Annotated in this window: 17 protein-coding genes; 14 read left to right on the top strand and 3 right to left on the bottom strand. The window is 71.4% G+C overall.

What is annotated here, in order from left to right:
- The first annotated feature begins 52 nt into the window (after nucleotides 1-52).
- Nucleotides 53-901 (top strand): LuxR C-terminal-related transcriptional regulator, encoded by an 849-nt coding sequence (locus A3G1_RS0112305; RefSeq protein WP_018349775.1) that lies wholly within the window; start codon nucleotides 53-55, stop codon nucleotides 899-901.
- 193 nt (nucleotides 902-1,094) lie between these two features.
- On the opposite strand, the gene pdxR is transcribed toward A3G1_RS0112305, so the two are convergent.
- A complete protein-coding gene (pdxR, locus tag A3G1_RS0112300; RefSeq protein ID WP_018349774.1) occupies nucleotides 1,095-2,483 on the bottom strand; it encodes a MocR-like pyridoxine biosynthesis transcription factor PdxR in 1,389 nt (462 codons plus the stop codon).
- Nucleotides 2,484-2,614: 131 nt separating this feature from the next.
- Here pdxR and A3G1_RS39585 point away from each other — a divergent pair, with 131 nt between their 5' ends.
- The 12 genes from A3G1_RS39585 (at nucleotide 2,615) to A3G1_RS0112240 (ending at nucleotide 16,108) form a co-directional block, all read left to right on the top strand.
- On the top strand, nucleotides 2,615-4,477 hold the full coding sequence (locus A3G1_RS39585) for a glycosyltransferase family 2 protein (RefSeq protein ID WP_157641087.1): 1,863 nt from the start codon (nucleotides 2,615-2,617) through the stop codon (nucleotides 4,475-4,477).
- Between the two features lie 76 nt (nucleotides 4,478-4,553).
- Nucleotides 4,554-5,867, top strand: a complete 1,314-nt coding sequence (locus tag A3G1_RS0112290; RefSeq protein WP_083936900.1) for an aminotransferase class III-fold pyridoxal phosphate-dependent enzyme — start codon at nucleotides 4,554-4,556, stop codon at nucleotides 5,865-5,867.
- Entirely contained in the window at nucleotides 5,861-6,907 is a 1,047-nt protein-coding gene (locus A3G1_RS0112285; protein WP_018349771.1) for an NAD-dependent epimerase/dehydratase family protein, read from the top strand. The genes A3G1_RS0112290 and A3G1_RS0112285 overlap by 7 nt, the downstream gene beginning before the upstream one ends.
- Nucleotides 6,907-7,821, top strand: a complete 915-nt coding sequence (locus A3G1_RS0112280) for a UbiA prenyltransferase family protein (RefSeq protein WP_018349770.1) — start codon at nucleotides 6,907-6,909, stop codon at nucleotides 7,819-7,821. Before A3G1_RS0112285 ends, A3G1_RS0112280 begins: the two co-directional genes overlap by 1 nt.
- Before the next feature lie 12 nt (nucleotides 7,822-7,833).
- Nucleotides 7,834-8,841: a glycosyltransferase family 2 protein gene (locus tag A3G1_RS0112275; RefSeq protein WP_018349769.1), complete on the top strand. Its 1,008-nt coding sequence runs from the start codon at nucleotides 7,834-7,836 to the stop codon at nucleotides 8,839-8,841.
- Nucleotides 8,838-10,037, top strand: coding sequence for an endonuclease/exonuclease/phosphatase family protein (locus A3G1_RS0112270; protein ID WP_018349768.1), 1,200 nt, complete (start codon nucleotides 8,838-8,840; stop codon nucleotides 10,035-10,037). The genes A3G1_RS0112275 and A3G1_RS0112270 overlap by 4 nt, the downstream gene beginning before the upstream one ends.
- Entirely contained in the window at nucleotides 10,038-11,135 is a 1,098-nt protein-coding gene (locus tag A3G1_RS34530) for an endonuclease/exonuclease/phosphatase family protein (RefSeq protein WP_018349767.1), read from the top strand. It abuts the gene before it with no gap.
- A 21-nt stretch (nucleotides 11,136-11,156) separates the two neighbouring features.
- On the top strand, nucleotides 11,157-11,525 hold the full coding sequence (locus A3G1_RS34525; RefSeq protein ID WP_018349766.1) for a response regulator transcription factor: 369 nt from the start codon (nucleotides 11,157-11,159) through the stop codon (nucleotides 11,523-11,525).
- A gap of 103 nt (nucleotides 11,526-11,628) precedes the next feature.
- Nucleotides 11,629-12,360, top strand: coding sequence for a polyprenyl diphosphate synthase (gene uppS, locus A3G1_RS0112255; protein WP_083936899.1), 732 nt, complete (start codon nucleotides 11,629-11,631; stop codon nucleotides 12,358-12,360).
- Nucleotides 12,361-12,376: 16 nt separating this feature from the next.
- Nucleotides 12,377-13,393 (top strand): terpene synthase family protein, encoded by a 1,017-nt coding sequence (locus A3G1_RS0112250; RefSeq protein WP_018349764.1) that lies wholly within the window; start codon nucleotides 12,377-12,379, stop codon nucleotides 13,391-13,393.
- Between the two features lie 12 nt (nucleotides 13,394-13,405).
- A complete protein-coding gene (locus A3G1_RS0112245; RefSeq protein ID WP_018349763.1) occupies nucleotides 13,406-14,614 on the top strand; it encodes a cytochrome P450 in 1,209 nt (402 codons plus the stop codon).
- Between the two features lie 135 nt (nucleotides 14,615-14,749).
- On the top strand, nucleotides 14,750-16,108 hold the full coding sequence (locus A3G1_RS0112240; RefSeq protein WP_018349762.1) for an NsdA family TPR-like regulatory protein: 1,359 nt from the start codon (nucleotides 14,750-14,752) through the stop codon (nucleotides 16,106-16,108).
- A gap of 3 nt (nucleotides 16,109-16,111) precedes the next feature.
- Here the strand turns inward: A3G1_RS0112240 and A3G1_RS38470 are convergent, their stop codons facing one another.
- On the bottom strand, nucleotides 16,112-17,398 hold the full coding sequence (locus A3G1_RS38470) for a hypothetical protein (protein WP_018349761.1): 1,287 nt from the start codon (nucleotides 17,396-17,398) through the stop codon (nucleotides 16,112-16,114).
- A gap of 270 nt (nucleotides 17,399-17,668) precedes the next feature.
- Between A3G1_RS38470 and dxr the strand changes: the two genes are divergently transcribed.
- Complete coding sequence (gene dxr / locus A3G1_RS0112230; protein ID WP_040478219.1) at nucleotides 17,669-18,841, top strand: 1-deoxy-D-xylulose-5-phosphate reductoisomerase; 1,173 nt, start codon at nucleotides 17,669-17,671, stop codon at nucleotides 18,839-18,841.
- Nucleotides 18,842-18,853: 12 nt separating this feature from the next.
- Here the strand turns inward: dxr and A3G1_RS0112225 are convergent, their stop codons facing one another.
- Nucleotides 18,854-20,221, bottom strand: coding sequence for an NsdA family TPR-like regulatory protein (locus A3G1_RS0112225; RefSeq protein ID WP_018349759.1), 1,368 nt, complete (start codon nucleotides 20,219-20,221; stop codon nucleotides 18,854-18,856).
- Nucleotides 20,222-20,431: the final 210 nt, after the last annotated feature.

Below are 20,431 nucleotides of genomic sequence, written 5' to 3'. Positions count from 1 at the left end.
GACACGCCAGACATTGATGCCCCTCACTGCGCATTTGTGCGAACCTGGACCCATGACGGATCCGATCCCCGTTTTGACCCGGCATGGCCTGTCCCCCGACGCCGATCTGGTGTACCGCACCCTCGTCCACTCCGGACCGGCCGCCGAGCAGGACCTCAGCCGGCTGCTCGGCCTGCACTCCTCCCGGGTCCGCCCCGCCGTCGAGGCGCTCGGCGCGCACGATCTCGCCGTGGTGGTCGCTGCGATCCAGGGGCCGCTGTGGGCGGCCCGCCCGCACCGGCCGGTCCTGCGCCACCTGACGTCACGGCCCGCGTCGCCCCTGCCTCCGGCCGCTGGTGGCGTGGCGGCGCCACCGGGCGGCGTGCTCGACCAGGCCCGCGCCGAGATCCTGCTCATGTGCGACGTGGTGACGACCGGCCTCCCCGATGTCGAGCGACGCGTCCCGGGCCTGCTCGGCGCGTGGGGCCGGGGCGTCGCGGTCCGCGGCATCAGCCTGGCCGGGGGTGAATTCGCGCCGCCGGCGGCCGACGCCGAGATTCTCGCCGGGCACCGCAGGACACGGCAGCTGCCCGGCACTCTGATGGTGGTCGACCGCAGGTTCGCCGCGTTCGTCATGGCCGGCCGGCAGGTCCCGGTCACCGACCCGGTGCTCGTCGAGGCACTGCAGGCCCTCTTCGAATGGCACTGGACCGACGCCGAGCCCGACGTCAGGCTCACCGACCGGCAGCAGGCGATCGTCGCGATGCTCGTCGCCGGCCACACCGACGAGGGCGTCGCCCGGCGGCTCGATCTGAGCAGGCGCACGATCGCGGCCGAGGTCCGCACCCTGATGGACCGCTACCGGGCCACCGGGCGGCTGCAGCTCGGCCACATCCTGGCCCGGGACTTCCGTGCGGACTGAGCGCGGACGGCCCTGCCCGCACCGCCCAGACCCGTCCCGCCCGGGGCGATCACGGCGTACCAGATCAAGATCTTGCTCTTCTGTTACCTCGTGCGCTTGCCGCGGTGCGCTGACCGTCGGGGTGGGCCATGTGAAGACTGGGCCAGGAACGGCGCGCAGCACATGGGACAGCAAACGCCCGCCCTGCCGGTGATCACCGCGAGGCGAGGTGGCCGGCCAGCCGGGTGACGGCCTCCGTGACCACGGCGTCGGCCAGGTTGCCGTAGCCGAGGACCAGTCCTGGCCGCTCCGGGTCCGGCTCGCTGCGGAAGGTGTCGAGGTCGCACAGGCGGATGCCCTGGGCGCGCGTCTCGCTGACGATGGCCGGCACGTCGACCGGCGAGCTGCCGTCGAGGTGCACGACGATGTGCAGGCCGGCCGCGATGCCGGACAGCCGGTGCCTGGGGAGCTGTTCGGTGAGCGCTTGGACCAGGGTGTCGCGCCGCCGGCGTAACCTGCGCCGGCTGTCCCGCAGGTGACGGTCGAACGCGCCGGTGGTCACCAGGTGCCCGAAGGCGGTCTGCGCGAGCGCAGAGGGGCTGGCCACCACCGGGTTCGCCTCGCGCAGCGCCTCGGACCACGCGGCCGGGTGGAGCATCCAGCCGACGCCGACGGCCGGGGCCAGGGTCTTGCTGGTCGAGCCGAACAGGAAGACCCGCTCCGGATCCAGGGTCTGCGTCGCCGGCGGCGGCGAACGGTCGTACCGGAACTCGGTGTCGTAGTCGTCCTCCAGCAGCACCCCGCCCACCTGCCGCAGCCAGTCGAGGAGCGCCTTGCGCCGTCTCTTGCTGAGCACGACGCCCATCGGGAACTGGTGAGCCGGGGTGGCCAGCACCGCGCGGACCTCCGGGCGGCCGAACAGCTCCTCGACGAGGATGCCCTCGTCGTCCACTCCGATCGGTACCACGGTCAGTCCACATTGGCGGGCGGCGCGCACCGGGCGCTGCCAGCTCGGGTCCTCCACCGCCACCGAGCGGATGCCGCTGCGATACAGGGCCCGGAACACCTGGCTGAGCCCGTCGCAGACCCCGCTGGTGATCCGCAGTTCGGTACCGGCCGTGGTGACGCCCCGGTTGCGGACCAGGTACTCCGTCAGGATCCGGCGGACCTCGGGCAGCCCGCCGTCGGCCAGGACCGGGTAGCCGAGGTCGTGGTGGGTCATGGTCCGGGAAGCCTCCCGGAGCGCCTCGGTCCAGCGGGCCCGGGGGAAGGCGCGGAGGTCGGGCATGCCGGGCAGCAGGTCATACCGGGGCTCGGCTGGCGAAGGGGGCGGCGCGGGCTGGACAAGCATGGGCGCCTGGTCCGTCCACAGTGTGCTGACGCGGGTCGCCGAGCCGGTGCGGGCTTCCAGGTACCCCTCGGCCGTCAGCTGGGCGTAGGCCTCGGTCACCACCCATCGGGAGTACCCGAGTTCCGCGGCGAGCTGCCGGCTCGGCGGCAGGCTGGCGCCGGGGCTGAGCCGGCCCTGGCGGATCGCGGCGCGCAGTGCCGACGCGACGCGGGCGTGCCTGGGGCCGGTCTGTTCATCGAGGTTCAGCAGCATCGACAGCTCCGAATTGGCACGGATTCCCGGGCGGGAATTGGTACGGGCGCCCGGCGGGCCGAGGCCATAGAAAGGAGGTGCGCGACGTTGCGCGAACGTTGAGGGTCGTCGATCGATGAGGAATCGAGCGCATGTCGAACCCACCCCCCGTGTCGGTGATCGTGCCCTGCTTCAACGCGGAAAAGACGCTGGGCGCCTGCCTGGACTCTATCTGTTCGCAAACTTTAAAGATTCATGAGATTCTTGTTGTCGACGACCGCAGCGCTGACCAGTCACGGGAGATCGCCTCCGGGTACCCGTGCCACCTGATCGAGCTGCCGGTCAACCAAGGGGTGTCGGCGGCCCGGAACGCCGGCGTGGCGGCCAGTACCGGTGAGATCCTGTTCTTCCTCGACGCGGACGAGGCGCTCGAACCCGATGCCATCGAGAACGCGGTGCGGCTGCTCGCCGATGGCTACGACTGTGTACACGGGATCATCGCCGCCGAGCCGCTGATCGACGACGGCCCGGTCGAGTGGTACAAGACCCTGCACGCCTACTGGTGGCGCCAGGCCGCCGTCGGTCCAGTCCGGACAGCGTTCTTCGCCCAGACCGCGATGCCCAGGGCCGTGTTCGACGCGGTGGGCCCCTTCGACGAGACCCTCCGCGACTCCGAAGACCTGGAGTACAGCGACCGGCTCGCACCCCGGCCGATCCTGCTCACCGACCAGGTGGTGGCCCGGCACGACGAGGCCGACCGGCTGGTGCCGCTGCTCCGCGAGCAGTTCCGCCGGTCCCAGCTGCTGGCCCGGACTGTGCTGGGCGCGCGGCGGAAGGGCAGGGCATCGCTGACCGCCAACCGGCCGCTCGGCATCCTGGCGGTGGCCGGCTCCCTGGCGAGCCTTCCGCTGGGCCTGGTCTCGGCGGCATGGCTCGCCGTGCCGGTGGCCCTGCTCCTGTTCTTCTGCGGCGTGAACGCCGGCCTGCTCCGTTTCGCGGCCAGCCGGAAGGGCGCGGCGTTCGCGCTCTTCTTCATCGGCGTCCACCTGCTCACCCACGTGGCGCTGGTCGCGGGGGCAGCGGTCGGTCTCCTCCGGTGGAGATTCCGTCAGATCCTCACCGCTGCGACCGTCCTGGCCGCGATCACCGCGCTCGGGCTGGCTCTGCGGCGGGATGGCGCCAGCGCGGTCGCGGCACTGGCTCAGCCCCGGGCGCTGCCCTGGCTTGCGGCGGCACTGCTGGCCAACGCCGCCGGGCTGGGCCTCGGCGTGCTCGCCTGGCACAGGCTCCTGGACACCGACCGGGCCCGGTTGCCGGGCGCGGCGGCGGCGAAGGTGTTCTTCCTGGGCCAGCTGGGCAAGTACCTGCCCGGCCGGATCTGGGGCGTGGTGACCCACGTCCAGCACGGCCGCGACCGGGGCATCTCGGCCGGGCGGATGACCAGCGCGTACTTCCTGAGCATCCTGCTGACCATCCTCACCGGCTCGGTCGCTGGCCTGCTGGTCGCGCCTGCGGCTCTGGGCCGGCAGGCCGGCTGGCTGGCCGTGCCCGTCGCCGCCCTGCTGCTCTTCGCCGGCTGGCCAGAGGCAGCGCTCCGCCCGCTGGTCAGCCTGGCCGGCCGGTACCGGCGGCGGATCGAGCTGCCCAGCCGGGGCGCGATCCGGCGGTCGGCGGTACTGGCGCTGGTCTCGTGGCTGGTGAGCGGCCTGCACCTGTGGGCGCTGGCCGCAGCCCTCGGCGCCGATCCCGGCCTCGCCCTGCTGCCGGCGATGGGCGGCTTCGCGCTCGCCACGGTGAGCGGCAGCCTGGCGTTCATCGTGCCGGACGGCTGGGGGGTCCGCGAGGTGGTCATCATGACCGCGCTCGCGACCGTCCTGCCCTGGGGTACCGCCGGCGCCGTCGCGATCAGCAGCCGCGTGGTCTGCGTCGTTGTGGAAGTCCTCCTGTCCCTGGCTGTCCTGGCCACGGCACGCACGAGTCGGAGAGTCGAGAGTGTCCAAGCTGTACAGCGTTGAGGAATGCGAGCGGTTCGGGGCCGGCGAGGTCCAGGACCTGTACCGGCGGTACGTCAACAAGAGCCAGGTCAGCCTGATGACCTCGTTCGGCTTCGGCCGTGAGCTGGTCGAGCGGGCCGAGGGCGCGTACCTGTACCAGCGCGACGGCCGGCGGATCCTGGACCTGACCGGCGGGGTCGGCGTGCTCAACCACGGGCACAACCACCCCCGGATCCTGGCCGTCCGGGAACGCTTCGCCCGGGAGCGCCGGATGGAGGTACACAAGACCTACTTCTCGCCATACCTGGCCGCGCTCTCGCACAACCTCGCGGCGGTACTGCCCGGCGACCTGAACATGTCCTTCCTGCCGAACTCCGGGGCCGAGGCCGTGGAGGGCGCGGTGAAGCTGGCCTACAAGTACCACGGCGGTAAGCGGCACACCGTGCTCCGGGCCGACATCAGCTTCCACGGCAAGCTGCTCGGCAGCGGCGGGCTGACCGGCGCCGGCCAGGCCTTCCAGTTCCCCACCATTCCGGGCATCGCGACGTTCCGCTACGGCGACCTGGACTCGGTGCGCGCGTTGGTGGAGCAGCACCGGGGCGACGTGTACGCGCTGCTGATCGAGCCATTCAGCGCCTCGACGATCCAGTACTGCTCAGAGGAGTTCCTCCGCGGGGTCCGCAAGCTGTGCACCGAGCACGACATCATCCTGATCTTCGACGAGATCTACACCGGCTGGGGCAAGACCGGCAGCCTGTTCTACTTCACGCGCTATCCGGGCCTGGTGCCGGACGTCCTGACCACCTCGAAGTCCTTCGGCGGCGGCAAGTCCTCGGTCTCGGCATACGTCGCCAGGGAACCCGTCTACCGCAAGGCCTACGACAGCCTCGGCGACGCGCTGCTGCAGAGCACCAGCACCACCTACTACGGCTTCGGCGAGGAGTGCGCCACCGCGATCGAGGCGATCAACGTGGCGGTCGAGGACGACTACCCGGCCAGGGCGCGCGCCCTGGAACTGGTACTCGGGCCGGCGCTGGACCGGCTGGCCAAGCAGCACCCCGAGGCGATCGGCCGGGCCGAGGGCTCGGGCGCGCTGTGGGGCGTGTTCATCGACGGCGGGCCGAAGGTACTCGACCTCGTGGCCAAGCTGGCACCGGGCGGGATGGCCCGGGACCCCCGGTTCAAGACCAAGCTCGTCACCTGCGCCGTGATCAACGCCCTCTACCACGATCACGACATCTTCACGTACTACACCCTCAACGGCCTGAACCCGCTGGTGATCGCGCCCTCGCTGATCACGGAGCCCGCCGAGGCAGAGGGCGCAGTTGACGCTCTCGACCAGGTGCTGTCGCACGGGCTCGGCCGGCTGGTGGCCAGATTCCTCCGAGAGAAGGTGAGTAACCTGTGGTAACCAGGGCGGTCATCACGGGCGCCGCCGGCATGCTCGGCTGGCGCCTCACCGAGCGGCTCCTGGCCGGCGGGTACGAGGTGCACGGCGTCGACGTGCGCGAGCCCGAAGCCATGCCGCGCGGCCTGACCTGGTCGACGGCCGACATCCGGGACACCGGCGCGCTCCGGCGGGTACTGTCCTCCGGCGATGTGCTGGTGCACTGCGCCTCGGCGCTGCCGAGCTACCCCGAAGCCGAGATCCGGTCGATCATTGTGGACGGTGCGCGTTCGGTACTCGGTGCCGCCGCAGCAGCCGGGGTGCACCGGGCGGTGCACGTGTCGTCCACGGCCGTGTACGGGCTGCCTTCGGTCGTACTTACCACAGAAGACCATCCCCGCGAGCCGGTGGACCCGTACAGCGCGGCGAAGAGCGCGGCTGAGGAGGTCGCCGAGGCACATCGGGCGGAGGGGCTGTGCGTGCCCATCCTCCGCCCCAAGACCTTCCTCGGCCCCGGCCGGATGGGCCTGTTCTCGATGCTGTTCGAATGGGCGGCGGAGGGCCGGAACTTCCCCGTGCTCGGCCGGGGCGACGTGAAGATCCAGATGTTCGCCGTCGAGGACCTCGTCGACGCGGTGGTGACCGTGCTCGAAGCGCCCGGCGAGATCGCGAACGACACCTACAACCTGGCCGCGACGGACTTCGGCACGCTACGCGAGGACTTCCAGGCCGTGCTGGACGCGGCAGGTCACGGCAAGCGGGTGATCTCCCTGCCGGCCCGGCCTGCCTTGGCAGCCCTGGACCTGCTGCGCCGGGCCGGCCTGTCCCCCGTGTACGGCCGTCTGCTGCACAAGCTGATGGCCGACTCCTACGTCAGCGTCGCCAGAGCCCAGCGGCGGCTCGGTTTCGCGCCGAAGCTGTCCAACCGCGATGCCATCCTGCGGACCTTCGACTGGTGGCTCGCGCATCGCCGCACGGCCGGCCCCGCCCCGGCTGCCAGCGGCCGCACCAGCCGCGATCCGTGGCGGCAAGGGGTACTCGGGGCCGCGAAGGTGTTCTTCTGATGGCCGCTGTCGACAGCCAGGACACCCTGCCGGAGCTGACCAGGAGCCGCACGGAACTGCGCGGCTACCTGTCCTTACTCCGCCCCGGGCAGTGGGCGAAGAACATCCTGGTAGTACCGCTGCCGCTGCTCGACGCTCCAGCGTGGACCGCCGGGATCCTGCTCCGTACCCTGTGGGCGATCGCCGCGTTCACCCTCGCCTCCGCGACCGTGTACGTCATCAACGACATCGCAGACCGGCGCACCGACCGGCTGCACCCGGTGAAGCGGCACCGCCCGATCGCCGCCGGCCGGATCGGGGTACGCCCGGCCGCCCTGCTCGCCACGGCCCTCGCCGGGGCGATCGTGGCGATGGTGCTCGCCTGGCCGGTGATCGGCTGGTGGCCGCTGCTGGCCTACCTCGCGCTGAACGCCGGCTACAGCGCCTGGCTCAAGCGGGTACCGCTGCTCGACCTGTTCGTGGTGGCCTGCGGCTTCGTGCTCCGGGTCACCCAGGGTTACCTGGCGACGGGCGACACGGTATCCGACAGCCTCGGCCTGTGCGTGCTCGGCGCGTGCCTGCTGCTCGTGCTCGGCAAGCGCCGGCAGGAGCTGGCCGCGCTGGGTGCCCGGCTGCGCCCGGCCCTGCGCGGGTACACCACAGGTTTCATTGACCAGTTACTGGTGCTGTGCGCCGGGCTCATTCTGGTCTCCTACCTGGTCTACCTGCGTGTCGAGATACAGCTGCCCAAAGCGGCGCTGGTGTCGGTGCTGTGCGCGCTGTTCGCGGTCTTCCGGTATCTGCAGGTGGTGCTGGTGCATGCCGGTGGCGACAACCCGGTGCGGATTCTGCTCCGCGATCGCCTCATGGTGATCAACGCCGCGATCTGGTTCGTGCTCCTGGCCGGCTTCGAGATAGTCCATCGCTACTCCTGAGAGGAGCCATCAGTGACCGCGGAGGACCGGCCGCTCGTCTCGGTCGTGGTGCCGATGTACAACGACAGCCACACCATCGACCTGTGCCTGCACTCGATCTCCGGGCAGAGCTACCACCCGTACGAGGTGATCGTGGTGGACGACGCGAGCACGGACGACAGTGCGCTGCTCGCGGCCAGGCACCCGTGCAAGCTCGTGACGGCAGTGTGCAACGGTGGCCCGGGCGCGTCGCGCAACCTGGGCGTGCAGCACGCCAGCGGCGAGATCATCTTCTTCATCGACGCGGACATGACCATGTACCCGGACGCCATCGCGAACGCCGTCGCGCTCCTGGGACCCTACGGCGCGGTGTTCGGCGTGCCCGACAAGGTGCCGCTGTTCGACGAAGGCCTCATCTGCCAGTACCGGATCCTCCAGTACCACTACTGGCGGCGCAGCGCCGAAGGCGAGGTGAGCGGCGGCTTCTACGCGCTCGGGGCTGTCACCCGCCGGGCCTTCGACGACGCCGGCTGGTTCAACCCCGCACTGCGCCAGACCGAGGAGATCGACCACGCCGAGCGGCTGTCCCGGCAGCACCGGATGCTGCTGACCAGCCAGGTCAGCGGCCAGCTGTCCGACGAGACCCGGCTGTGGCCGATCCTGCGGAAGGCGTTCGTCCGCAGCCGGCTCCGCGTGCCGTTCTACCTGGACCGCGGCCGTGCGATGCAGGGCGTGGAAACACCGGGCCGGGCCTTCGCCACGGTACTGGCCGGCCTGACCCTGCTGTCGGTGGCCGGGATCGCACTCAGCCCGTGGTCCGCGCTCGGCTCGCTGGGCCTGCTCGCCGCGTTCATGGCCCTCGACCCCGGCCAGTACCGCTTCGTCCGGGCAGAACGCGGCGTGCCGTTCACCGTCGTCTTCACCCTGGTGCACCTGCTGATGAACGCCTCAGTGGCGGCCGGGCTGGGCTGCGGGCTCGCCCAGTGGGCCGTCAGCGGGCGGTTCCGCCGCATGTACCGTCCAGAAAGGACCCGGCCATGACCCTCACCACGACGCCCGAGGACACCGAGGCGGAGTTGCCGGCCGAGACCCCGCCACGGTGGCGGCGGATCGCCCGCGTGGCCCGCCTGTGGTACGGCAGGGTCCTGATCGTTTTCGCCGCGCTCTGGCTCGCCTACAGCCTGGTGCGCCGTGCCACCACCGGCCGCTGGCACTGGGCCACCCTGCTCGACGCCGTCCCGTCGATCCTGCTGCTGGTCATCCCGATCCTGCTCCTGGCCGCCAGCGCACTCGCATGTGGACGGCGCCGGCGTTGGGCGGCGCTCGTTGTGGTGCTGGGTCTGCTGCCCGGGATCGACCAGACCGGGGTCAACTGGCACGCGCTGCGGTTCTGGGACGAGCACCGGATCCCGCCCGGCGCGGTACACGTGTTCGTCTGGAACACCAACGTGTGGGGCGACAACAACGCCGACCCCGAGGCGATGTACCGCTTCCTGGTCGCCCAGCGCGCGGACGTGTACATGCTCCAGGAGTCCGCCATCTGGGTACAGGGCACGGCCGAGGAGTCCTACGTCCCGGTCGAGGACGACGAGAAACTGCGCACGCTGTTCCCCGGGTACCACATCGCCCGGGGCAGCGAGCTGACCACCATCTCGAAGTACCCCATCGTGGCGACGCCACGGTTCGGTCCGGTCACGCAGGTACCGCAGGACGCCTCGTTCGGGCAGAAGTTCCTCCGCGACAAGGTGCTGCGGGCCGACATCGACGTCAACGGCCGTGTCCTGTCCACCTACAACGTGCACTTCTCGGTACCGGTGGCCAAGGACCTGAACTACCTCGACCCCCGGCTCCCCCGCGACAAGGATCTCGACTCCTACTTCCGGCGCAAGTTCGACTGGCGGGCCGCGGAGATCGGCGCGGTGGCCGCCGACCTGAAAGCCAACCCGAACCCGTCGGTGATCGCGGGCGACTTCAACGCCAGCGCCTCGGCGGGAAGCGCCGACGCGCTGCGCGCGGTCGCCACCGACGCCAGCCACGCCAGCCGGCAGCTGGTCCCGCTGACCTGGCGGATGCCCGGACCCAGGGAGTTCGCGACGGACGACGGGATCAGGGTTCCGCTGTGGCGGCTCGACTGGGCTTTCACCCGGGGACCGGTGACGGTGCACCGGCTCACGATCACGTCGTCCGAGCGGCTGTCCGACCACGCCGCCCAGGACATGTGGCTCTCGGTGCGCTGAATGGGGCTCGTGGTCGCGGAGACCGCGCAGGTCCGGACCAGGCCGGGCCGGGCGCTGATCTGGGCGACGGCCGGATGGGCGGCGTTCCTGCTCGCCCACCTGGCACTGTCGGGCCGCTGGTGGTTCTGGCAGATTCCAGCGAGCCTGCCCCCGGTCCTGCTGGTGGCGATTCCGGTACTGCTGCTGATGCTCGCTGTCCTCGGCCGGCAGGCCAACCGCTGGCTGGCCGGCGCGCTCGTGGCCTGCCTGGCGCTCGGCGCGCCGCGAAGTGGCCTGCGGTTCCCGCTCGCCGGGGAGTCGTTCGTCCCGGCCGGCGCGATCCGCGTGTTCGCCTGGAACACCGAGTACTGGGACCAGGACGAAGATCCAGAACACTTCTACCGGTACCTGCGGGCCCAGCGCGCTGACGTGTACCTCCTCCAGGAGTACCTGGGCTGGGACCTCGCCGATCCGATCGACGGGCAGCGGCCGGTCGACGACCTTGCCCGGCTGCGCAGGGAGTTCCCGGACTACCAGATCGCCGTCCGGGGCGAGCTGCTCACCCTCTCCCGGTACCCGATCGCCGCCCAGCCGGCCGTGGCCCCCGACCACGGCTCGGGCGACTTCGAGACCCAGTTCCGCGACGCCAAGGTACTGCGTACCGACCTGCGCGTCGGTGAACGGATCCTCTCGGTGTACAACGTGCACATCGCGGTGCAGCTCAAGCTGGTGAACCCGTTGTCCCGGGCGTGCTATGCCTTCGTCCGGCGCGCGGACCCGCAGCGCCGTGCCCAGTACCGGGGCCTGGCGCAGGATCTGGCGGCCAACCCTCATCCAGTTCTGCTCGCCGGTGACTTCAACACCAGCCCAGCCATGCCCGAGCTCACGGACATCTCGGACCGGCTCAGGGACGCCGTCGCGGCCAGCCCCTCGGCCTACCCGGCGACCTGGCCGGCCAGCGCACCGCTATGGCGCCTCGACTGGGCCTTCACGTCCGCCACCCTCCGCACCCACAGCTACCGCCTGGTCTCCCCCGAAACGCTCTCCGACCACTTGGGCCAGTCCCTCACCGTCTCCTTGCCGGCTGAGCCCCCGGGAGACGGTCAGGCGGATCGGTGACCAGCAGACGCCGACACCCCCGTGGAGTTTCTCGCCGCGATCCGCACCCTGGCCGCCGGCGACGCGGTGGTCTCGCCGCAGATCACCCGGCGGCTCCTGGAGAACCTCCGCCCTCACGTGCCAGGCGACGGTGGCGCAGAACATCAGGAACGGCTGAACCGCCTCAGCGCCCAGGAACGCGAGGTGCTGACCGAGGTGGGTCGCGGCCGGTCCAACGCCGAGATCGCGGCCACCCTGCACCTGGCGGAGGCGACCGTGAAGTCCCACCTGGGGAGAATCCTGGCCAAGCGAGAGCCACCTCGTCCACCCGGCCTGACGAAGACCACGGCCCGGATACTGGCGCACACGTACCAGAAATCGAGCCCCTGCCGCGTGCACTTGTTCCTTTAAGGACAGTACAGCGGTATTGGTGATGATTCATCTGGACATGATCAAGCGCGTCGTGTTCACTGAGGACATACTTACTGTGTTCCTGTCATCACAGGGAGCCAGCATGACGACGTCTCCCCAGGCCGCTCCCGGATCGGCCCCAGCATCAGCCCAGGTGCCGGAGCATGTCGGCATCATCCTCGACGGCAACCGGCGCTGGGCGCGGGCGCACGGCCTGGCCACCGCCGGGCACGGGCACCGGGCCGGGTTCGGGAAGATCCCCGAGGTGCTGTCCTGGTGTGAGGAACTGGGCATCCGGTTCGTCACGGTGTGGATGCTCTCCGACGACAACGTCGCCCACCGGTCCGCCGCCGAGCTCCAGGATCTCTACACGATCGACGCCGAGGTGGTGAACAAGCTCGCCAGCGACGGCCGATGGCGGCTGCGCGCCATCGGCCGCACCGAGCTGCTGCCCGGCACACTCGCCGAGCTGCTCCACACCGCCGAACGCGCGACGTGCGGGAACGGCGGCATGTCCGTCAATCTCGCGCTGGCGTACGGCGGGCGCAGCGATCTGCTCCACGCGGTGCGCGCCCTGGCCGACGCCCTGCGTGCGGGCCGGATCACCGAGGTGACCGAGGAACACGTCTCCGGGCAGCTGTCCACGGCAGGGCAGCCCGACCCCGACCTGATCATCCGCACGTCCGGCGAGCTGCGGACCTCCGGGTTCCTGCTGTGGCAGGCGGCGCTCGCCGAGCTGTACTTCTGTCCCCGGCTGTGGCCGGACTTCACCCGCGAGGACCTCACCGACGCGGTGCGGGCCTACGCCAGCCGCCAGCGGCGGCTCGGCGCCTGACGAAGGGACCTTCCCCATGTCACAGCTGGGTGAGCTGGTTGCCCGCTGCCAGAAGGAGTCCGGCGCCGTCGGCGAGCTGATGCCGTGGATCCGCTCGCGCCTGGATGCGGCGTACCCGCCCATCACGCCAGTACCCGTCCGCGAGCCGTTCGACGACGAAGTGGACCAGTGGGCGCTGGACGCCGGCGTGTACGACGAGAGCAACGCCGACGAGCTGGCCATGCTGGAGTGCGGGCGCATGGTCCGCATGTGCATGCCCGGTACTCCCCCGGAGATCCGGATGCCCGTCGCGATGTTCTTCGCGTGGACCACCGCGATCGACGACGGGATGCTCGACCACGGGGTCAGCATCGCGGAGATCACGGCGACCGCCGACCGCGCGCTGCGTACCGGCTCGGCGGCCAGGCCGACGCCCACGGCCCGTACGTTCGGCGGGATGCGCGAGCACCTGCTCCGGCTGGGCGCCGCCGACATCATCCCCGTGCTGGCCGACCGGTTCGCCGCGAACCTGCACGCGGACCAGCACGAACGGGACGTGATCGCGGAGGACCGGCTGCCGCCGCTGGCGGAGTACCTGGACCTGCGCGCGCATTCCTTCGCCGTGTACGGGCTGATGACCATCCACCAGTGGTACGCGGGACAGGGCCTGCCCTCCGGTGTCGCGGGTGCGCTGCTGGCCGAGATCGGCATGATCGACCTGAAGCTGTGCGCGCTGAACAACGACCTCGCGCGCGTCCAGGAGGACCTGGCGTACCCCGAGGTCAGGAACATCGCCTTCGTGCTGGCCAGCGAGCACTCGGTTCCCCTGGTCACCGGGTGCCGGATGGGCATGGCGGTCGTGGAGACCCTCCGGCATCAGCGGGACCGGCTCGTCGACGCCATCCGGGAGCTGGCCGGCCAGCCGCCCTCGTTGCTGGAGCAGGCCGAGGCGTCGTCGTGCTGGCCGGCGGCCGTGCACGCCTGGCACACCGTGGGCCGCCGGTACGCCGATCCTGACCGGCGGATCGTGCACGCCGCCCGGACACTGACCTGAGAGGAGCGTTCCGTGGCCGGTACCTGGTTGCCGTTGGCCTACCGGCATGCCGCCAGCTGCCCGTTCGATCCGGCGCAGGAGCTGCTCGGCCTGAGAGCGCTGACCGCGCCGACCAGGCAGCTCGCCCCGAACGGCGAGCCGGTCTGGCTGGTAGTCCGGCATGCCGAGGTCAGGCAGGTGCTCAGTGACCGCAGGTTCAGCACAGCCCTCACGCCGCCCACTGTCACCCGGCCGCACTCCACGGGCCGGGCGGCCATCGCGAGCCCGACCCGGCAGCCGGGAAGCCTGCCCGGCAACGACCCTCCGGAACACACCCGGCTGCGGCGGATGATCGGCCCGGCCTTCTCCGCCCGGAGGATGGCACAGCTCCGTACCCGCGTCTCCCGGATCGTGGACGGCTGCCTGGACACAATGGAGCGCTCCGGCCCGCCAGCTGATCTCGTTGTCTCCTACGCCCAGCCAGTGGCCACGCTGGCTCTCTGCGCGCTGATCGGCGTCCCCGCCGAGGATCTCGACGACTTCCAGCACCTCGCGTACCGGGCGTTCGACCGCACCCTCAGCGGTGAGGAGCTCGCCAGCGCGTTCACCACGATGTGGGACTACACCGCGCGGCTCGCCGCCAGCCAGCGCGAGGATCCGGACGACACCGTGCTCGGCACCCTGGTACGCGACCACGGCGGAGAGCTGACCGACCGGGAGCTGATCGGGCTCGTCAACGGGCTGCTCATCGCGGGCCAGGACACGTCGGCCAGCACGATCGCGCTGGGCACGCTGCTCCTGCTGCGCCACCCGCCGGCCCTCGCAGCCGTCCGCGACGATCCGGCCACTGTGGACAACGCCGTGGAGGAAATGCTGCGCTACCTGTCCGTCGTGCAGACCGGGCTGGTCCGCACGGCCACCGAGGACGTACTGCTCGGCGGCCAGCTCATCAAAGCCGGCGAGCACGTGATGATGTCGATGTCCACCGCCAACCGCGACGAGAGTCTCTACCAGGACCCGGACCGGTTCGACATCACCCGTGACACCGAGCATCACCTCGGTTTCGGCCACGGCATTCACTTCTGCCTCGGCGCCGCGCTCGCCCGGCACGAGCTGCGCGTCGCCATACCAGCGCTGCTCCGCCGATTCCCCGCACTGAGGCTCGCGACACCGTTCCACGAGGTCGAGTTCCGCGGTTTCTCCAGCATCTACGGCCTGCGGTCGCTGCCCGTCACGTGGTAGACGACCACGGGGGCCGCCAGCAACGGCATCGAGGCCTATCACCATCCGAGCAGACATCAGCGCTGATCACGGCGCGCTCTTTCCTCCCGCGACACCGCCTGACATAGTGATGGTTGCCGTTCGATCGGAGGAGTGATGGCTGGCAAGCGGGTGCCCAACCCCGCCTTGCGGAACCTGCTCCGCGAAGCGGGCTGGACGGGCGAGACGTTCGCCCGGGCCGTCAACGCCTGTGCGCGGGAGTCGGGCCAGCCGATGAGCTACGACCGCACGTCCGTGTCCCACTGGCTGGCAGGCCGCCGCCCGCGCCAGCCCGCCGCCGACATCGTGGCCGAGGTGCTGACCCGGCGGCTGGGCCGCACGGTCACGCCAGCCGACGCCGGGCTGGCACCGGCGGTCCAGCTGGCACCAGCGCCCGTGAGCCTGCTGGCCGCCGACCCTTCCGAACAGCTGGCCGCGCTGGGCAGCCAGGCCGCGCGGCGTGCCAGGCACGCACCGGCCGCGAGCTTCGACCTCGGCGCGCTCACCGCCGCCGCTGGTACGGGAGACTACGGCCCGCCGCGCCGGCCGGGAGGCGCTGGCCAGCCGCGGGCCGGCCGGGAGGAGGTGGCGGCCGCCGAGCAGATGATCTCGGTACTGTCGGCGAGCGAGGCCTGCTTCGGCGGCGGTCACGTGCGCGCGGCGATCTCGGGGTACCTCGCCGGTCACCTGCGGCCGATGCTGCGCGCCACCGCCCCTCCGCGCATCCGGGCCCGGATCCAGCACCTGGCAGCCCAGGCCTCGTACCTGGCGGGCTTCGCGTGCTTCGACGACGAGCAGCACTCGCTGGCTGAGCGGTACTTCCTCGTCGCGCTGCGGCTCGCCGGCGAGTCGGGTGACCTCCGTACGCGGGCGATCACGCTGCGGGCGCTGTCGGTGCAGGCACACCATCTGCGGTACCACCGGCAGGCTCGGGACCTCGCTGAGGCGGCAGTGTCGGCGGCCAGCGGCAAGCTCACGCCGGCCGACCGCGCTTTCCTCGGCAGTCAGCTCGCCGTCGCCACGGCCGCTACCGGGGACCGCCACGGCGCGGAGTCCGCCCTGCGGTCCGCGCGGGCCGGGCTGGGGCACGCGGCGAGCCAGGCCGGCCCGGTGGGCCAGTTCCACGCCCAGGCCCTCGCGCTCGCCGAGGCCAAGGTCCACTCGGAACTCGGCGAGCGGCGGGCGGCCATCACGGCGCTGCGGGCCGCCCTGGCCGGACGGCCCGCAGCCGAACGGCGGTCGCGAGCGCTGATCCAGGCGGAACTCGGCAGCCAGTACCTGGCCGACGGCCAGTTCCAGCAGGCCATCGGAACGTGGCGCGACCTGCTCGGCACGGCAGCTGGCCTGTCCTCGGGACGCGTCGGCAAGGCCATCGGGTCGGTGATCGCCGGACTCCGCTCGTATCCGGGTGAGCCTGCCGCCGCTTCCCTGCTGGCGGAGGCGATCCGGGTACGAGCGGGGAACCGGCACCGGTAGGCGTTACCCGCACACCGTCCGGGCTGGCATGACGTTGAGCGGCTGGGCGGGCAGGCGACCGGCCGGGCCGGGCATGCTGGCCACGCCCCGGCGTACCGTACTGGCCGGGCCCAGGCCGTGCAGTGCCGCGCACACAGCCTCCGGCAGGCCCGGACTCGCCGACACCGAGCGGAGGATGGCCACCGTGGACGCTCCGGCCAGCCACTCCGGCCGGATGTCCCCGGCCGCGCTGATCAGCTCGACGCGGGCACCCCGCTCCCCCGCCACGCGTGCCACCCGCTGGGCGTCGGCCGAGCCGGCAGCCCCGCACACCAGCACAAGATCGGCAAAGGCCACCGCGGCCCTGATCGCCAGCAACCGGTCCGTGGCCGCGTAACACCAGCCGTCCGGATGCGGGCCGCGCAGGGCCGGGAAGCGGGCCCGGAGAGCCGCGATCACGGGGAGGATCGCCTCGACGGAGCATCCCGGTGTGACCACATAGGACACGGCGGCCGGATCGGCTGGCCGGAGGCCGGCGACGTCGGCGGGCCGCGACACGGGGACCGTGCGGGCCGCCTGGGACAGGATCGACGAACGGCACCGCACGTCCTCCGGCCCGATGACGACGATCAGCTCGTCGTGGTCGGCGTGCCGGAACCGGACCTCGTCCTGCGCCCGCCGCACCCACGGGCACGTGCCGTCCACGATCCGCAGGCCACGGCGCGCGGCCCGTTCGGCGGAGCCCGGGTCGATCCCGGATGCCGGGATCACCAGGGTCGCCCCGGCCGGCACGTCGCCGGGGTCCGCGCCGAAGACCACACCCTGCCGCTGCAGGTCGTCCTGTGTGCCGGGGTCGGTGCCGGACGGCCCGGCGACGTACGTGCCCGGGGCTGCGACCTCGTCGACGAGCCGCAGGACCTCCTGCTGCCCCGTGCACACGGCTGGCGTGGTGTCGAGGATCAGGCGCCGGGTCCGTAACACGGCTGACCAGCCGTTCATCACCTCTGCGACCAGCCGGCGGCTGTGCGGGTCGCCCGGGCAGGGCACCGCTCCCAGGCCGGAGGGCGAGCCGTCCCGGTCGAGATAGGACACGATCCCGGCCTCCGCACCAGGTCCGCCTGGTCCGCCAGCCACGATCGCGCCGTAGCTGACCGAGAGCCCGTGCCTGCGCAGGCTGGCCCCGACCAGGTCAGCGGCCGGGCAGGCCATCTGGCCGCGTACCGGATGTTCGATCTGGGTCGCCACCAGCACCTCGCCACTGGACGGGCTGGCGTCCGACGGAATCCACTGCTCGAGTTTCGTGCGATTCATAAGCAACACCCCCGCTACCTGCCGGGCCGCGGTACGTCCCGGCAGCATTGAAAATCTAATGCGTCAAATATGAGATTTGAGGGTATTGGCATATTTCTGGATGGCCGGCCAGGAGTCGTGCTAGGAGACGGGTCACGCGCAACATCGCGGCGGAGTACGACAAGGCGCAACACGAGGAACCCTCACGGCCGATGCAGCCCCCCGGCCCGGCGGTGGTCTCGTGGAGGCCGGACGGCGTGCGCAGATGCGCAGATCGGAAGGGGTGGGCAGATGCCTGAGACACGTTTGTCGGTCCTCGGCTCGACCGGATCGATCGGCACCCAGGGACTCCAGGTCGCCAGGGCCGGCGGCATGCGGGTCGTGGCCCTCGCCGCTGGCGGCAGCCGGCCGGACCTGCTGGCCCAGCAGGCACTCGACTGGGAGGTCGAGTTCGTGGCGCTCGCCGACGCGACGGCCCTGAGCGCCTTCAGCGCGGCCTACGCCGAAGCGGCAGGCCCCCGCAGCCGCCCGATGCCGGAGGTACTGACCGGGGAAGAAGCCGTGCGAACCGCAGCGGCCTGGCCAGCGGACGTCGTGCTCAACGGCATCGAGGGCGCCGCTGGACTGCCTGCGACCATCGCGGCCCTGCGAGCGGGACGGCGGCTCGCACTGGCCAACAAGGAATCCCTGATCATCGGCGGCCCCCTGGTGTCGGCGCTGGCCGAGCCGGGCCAGATCACGCCGGTGGACTCCGAGCACTCGGCGCTCGCGCAGTGCCTGCGGTCGGGGCGGCCGTCGGAGGTACGGCGGCTGATCCTGACCGCCAGCGGCGGCCCGTTCCGGGGCTGGTCACCGGCCAGCCTGGCCTCCGTCACGCCGGCCCAGGCACTGAAGCATCCGACATGGACGATGGGGCCGCTCGTCACGGTGAACTCCGCGACCCTGGTCAACAAGGGCCTGGAGATCCTGGAGGCACACCTGCTGTTCGGCGTGGACATCCACGACATCGACGTGGTGATCCATCCCGAGTCCGCCGTGCACTCCATGGTCGAGTTCACCGATGGCTCGGCCATCGCCCAGGCCTCGCCGCCGGACATGCGCCTGCCCATCGCCCTGGGACTGTCCTGGCCGGACCGGCTGGCCGGCGCCGCGCCCGGCTTCGACTGGTCCCGGTCACGGGCCTGGCACTTCGAGCCGGTCGACCACGAGACCTTCCCCGCGATCGGGCTGGCCCGCCTGGCCGGCGAGCGGGGCGGTACGGCACCGGCGGTCTTCAACGCCGCCAACGAGATCGCCGTCGCGGCGTTCCTCGCCGGCCGGATCCCGTTCACGGCGATCACCGAGACCATCGCCGGTGTTCTCATGGACTACCCGGACGAGGAGCCACACGAGCTGGCCGACGTCATGGCCGCCGACCGGGCGGCGCGCTCCGCCGCCCGCGAGCTCATCGAGCGCACGTACTGACCATCACCACCGTCACGCCAGGCCGGTCGCGCGGCGCAGCAGTATCCGGGCCGCAGGGTGGGTCGGGTACGACCTGATGCGGGCACGCAGCGCTTTGAGGGCGGAGAGCACCCGGCCGGAGCGCAGGCTCGGGTACAGGTCCAGGAAGTCGTTCCAGCTGGCCACAGCCTCCTCAAGGTGACCGTGCTGGAGCTGGAGTTCCGCGAGGCGGGCCAGGAGGATCGCCCGGGACCTGCGCTCCGCGGCCGGCCGGTGGCGGATCGACTCGGCCAGCGCGGCGATGGCCCGCCTGCGGTCACCCAGGATCGCCTGTACCGCCGCCTGCTGGTGCGCGAGGGACGCCAGGTGGTACGCCCCCACCGGAGCGCCCGATGTGGACCGGTCAAGCGACCGCTGGGCCGCCGACAGGCACGACAGGGCCGGCCCGCGTTCCTGGGCTGCCGCGTGCGCGACGGCGAGCTGGCCCTGGATGAACGCCATCCGGGAGGGCTCACCGTACCGGTTGGCGTTGATCGCGGCCTCGCCCAGCTCGACGGCCTCGGCGTAGTGCCCGAGCAGGCGGGCCTGTACCGACATGCCGCGCATCGTGATCGCGTAGCTGCCCGGGTCGTCGTTCTCCGCCGCGAACCGCAGCGCCGCCCGGTAGTACCGCTGGGCCAGCCCGTGCTGCTCGTCGTCGAAGCACATGAACGCGCACAGGTATGTCAGCCGGGTCGCCACGCGCAGTACCCGGTGCCGCAGCCGGCCCTGCATCGGCGCCCGGAGCCGGGGCAGCAGGTCGGCGGCGAGGTACGCGGACAACGCCCGGCGGGCCAGGCCACCGCCCGACCGGATGTCGCTGTGGTGGAACAGTTCGAGCAGGGCCTCCGCCGCCTCGGCGTGCGGGGTACCGACCCGGCCGGCCTCGTCGAACCATTCGGCCGGCGCCGACCTGACCAGCGCCTGGGCCTGTGGCCAGCCGGGCACGGCGAGCGCGGCGACACTGTACACAGAGGACAGGTCAGTGGCACGCTTCCTCCTGGTCACCGGCTGCTGGCCCCGGAAGATCACCACATCGGACTCGTCCCAGTCGAGCTGCTGCGGCCGGCCGGGCTGGGCATCGGCGACGGCAGCGGGCGCTGGCTGCGCGGAGAGCCCAGCCTCCGCGAGGCTCACCGGCCGCTGGAGCCGGCGCGACAGCGCCTCCACGACGAGAGCGGGCACGGGAGCGCGTGGCCGCATGCCCGACAGCCAGTGGGAGACGGACTTGCGGTCGTAGGTCAGCGAGAGCCCGCTCTCGGCGGCTGCGGTGTTGACGGCCGTGGCCAGATCCTGTCCTGCCCATCCGGCCTCGGTCAGCAGTCTCCGCAGACGTTCGTTGGGTTGGCGCCCGGTTCGCACGCTGCCCCCTGTTCCGGTTCGAGTGTGGTGTTCCACCGGCCACGCACTTGAAGGATCCAGCCGGCATAGCCCCATGTCAATCCCCGTTCCGCTGGCCGGTCCCGGGCACGCGACAGCGGGAGATGTGAGACACCTCCGGTACGTCTTACCCCTACCGGCCAACCCCGAAACGCATGTCAATGGGATGTGGCATTCGCCAGTCCCCAGAAG

The organism is Longispora albida DSM 44784, assembly GCF_000379825.1.
Taxonomy (GTDB): Bacteria; Actinomycetota; Actinomycetes; order Mycobacteriales; family Micromonosporaceae; genus Longispora; species Longispora albida.
The sequence above is the reverse complement of the archived record's forward strand: the minus strand, read 5'-3'. Positions and strand labels throughout refer to the sequence as shown.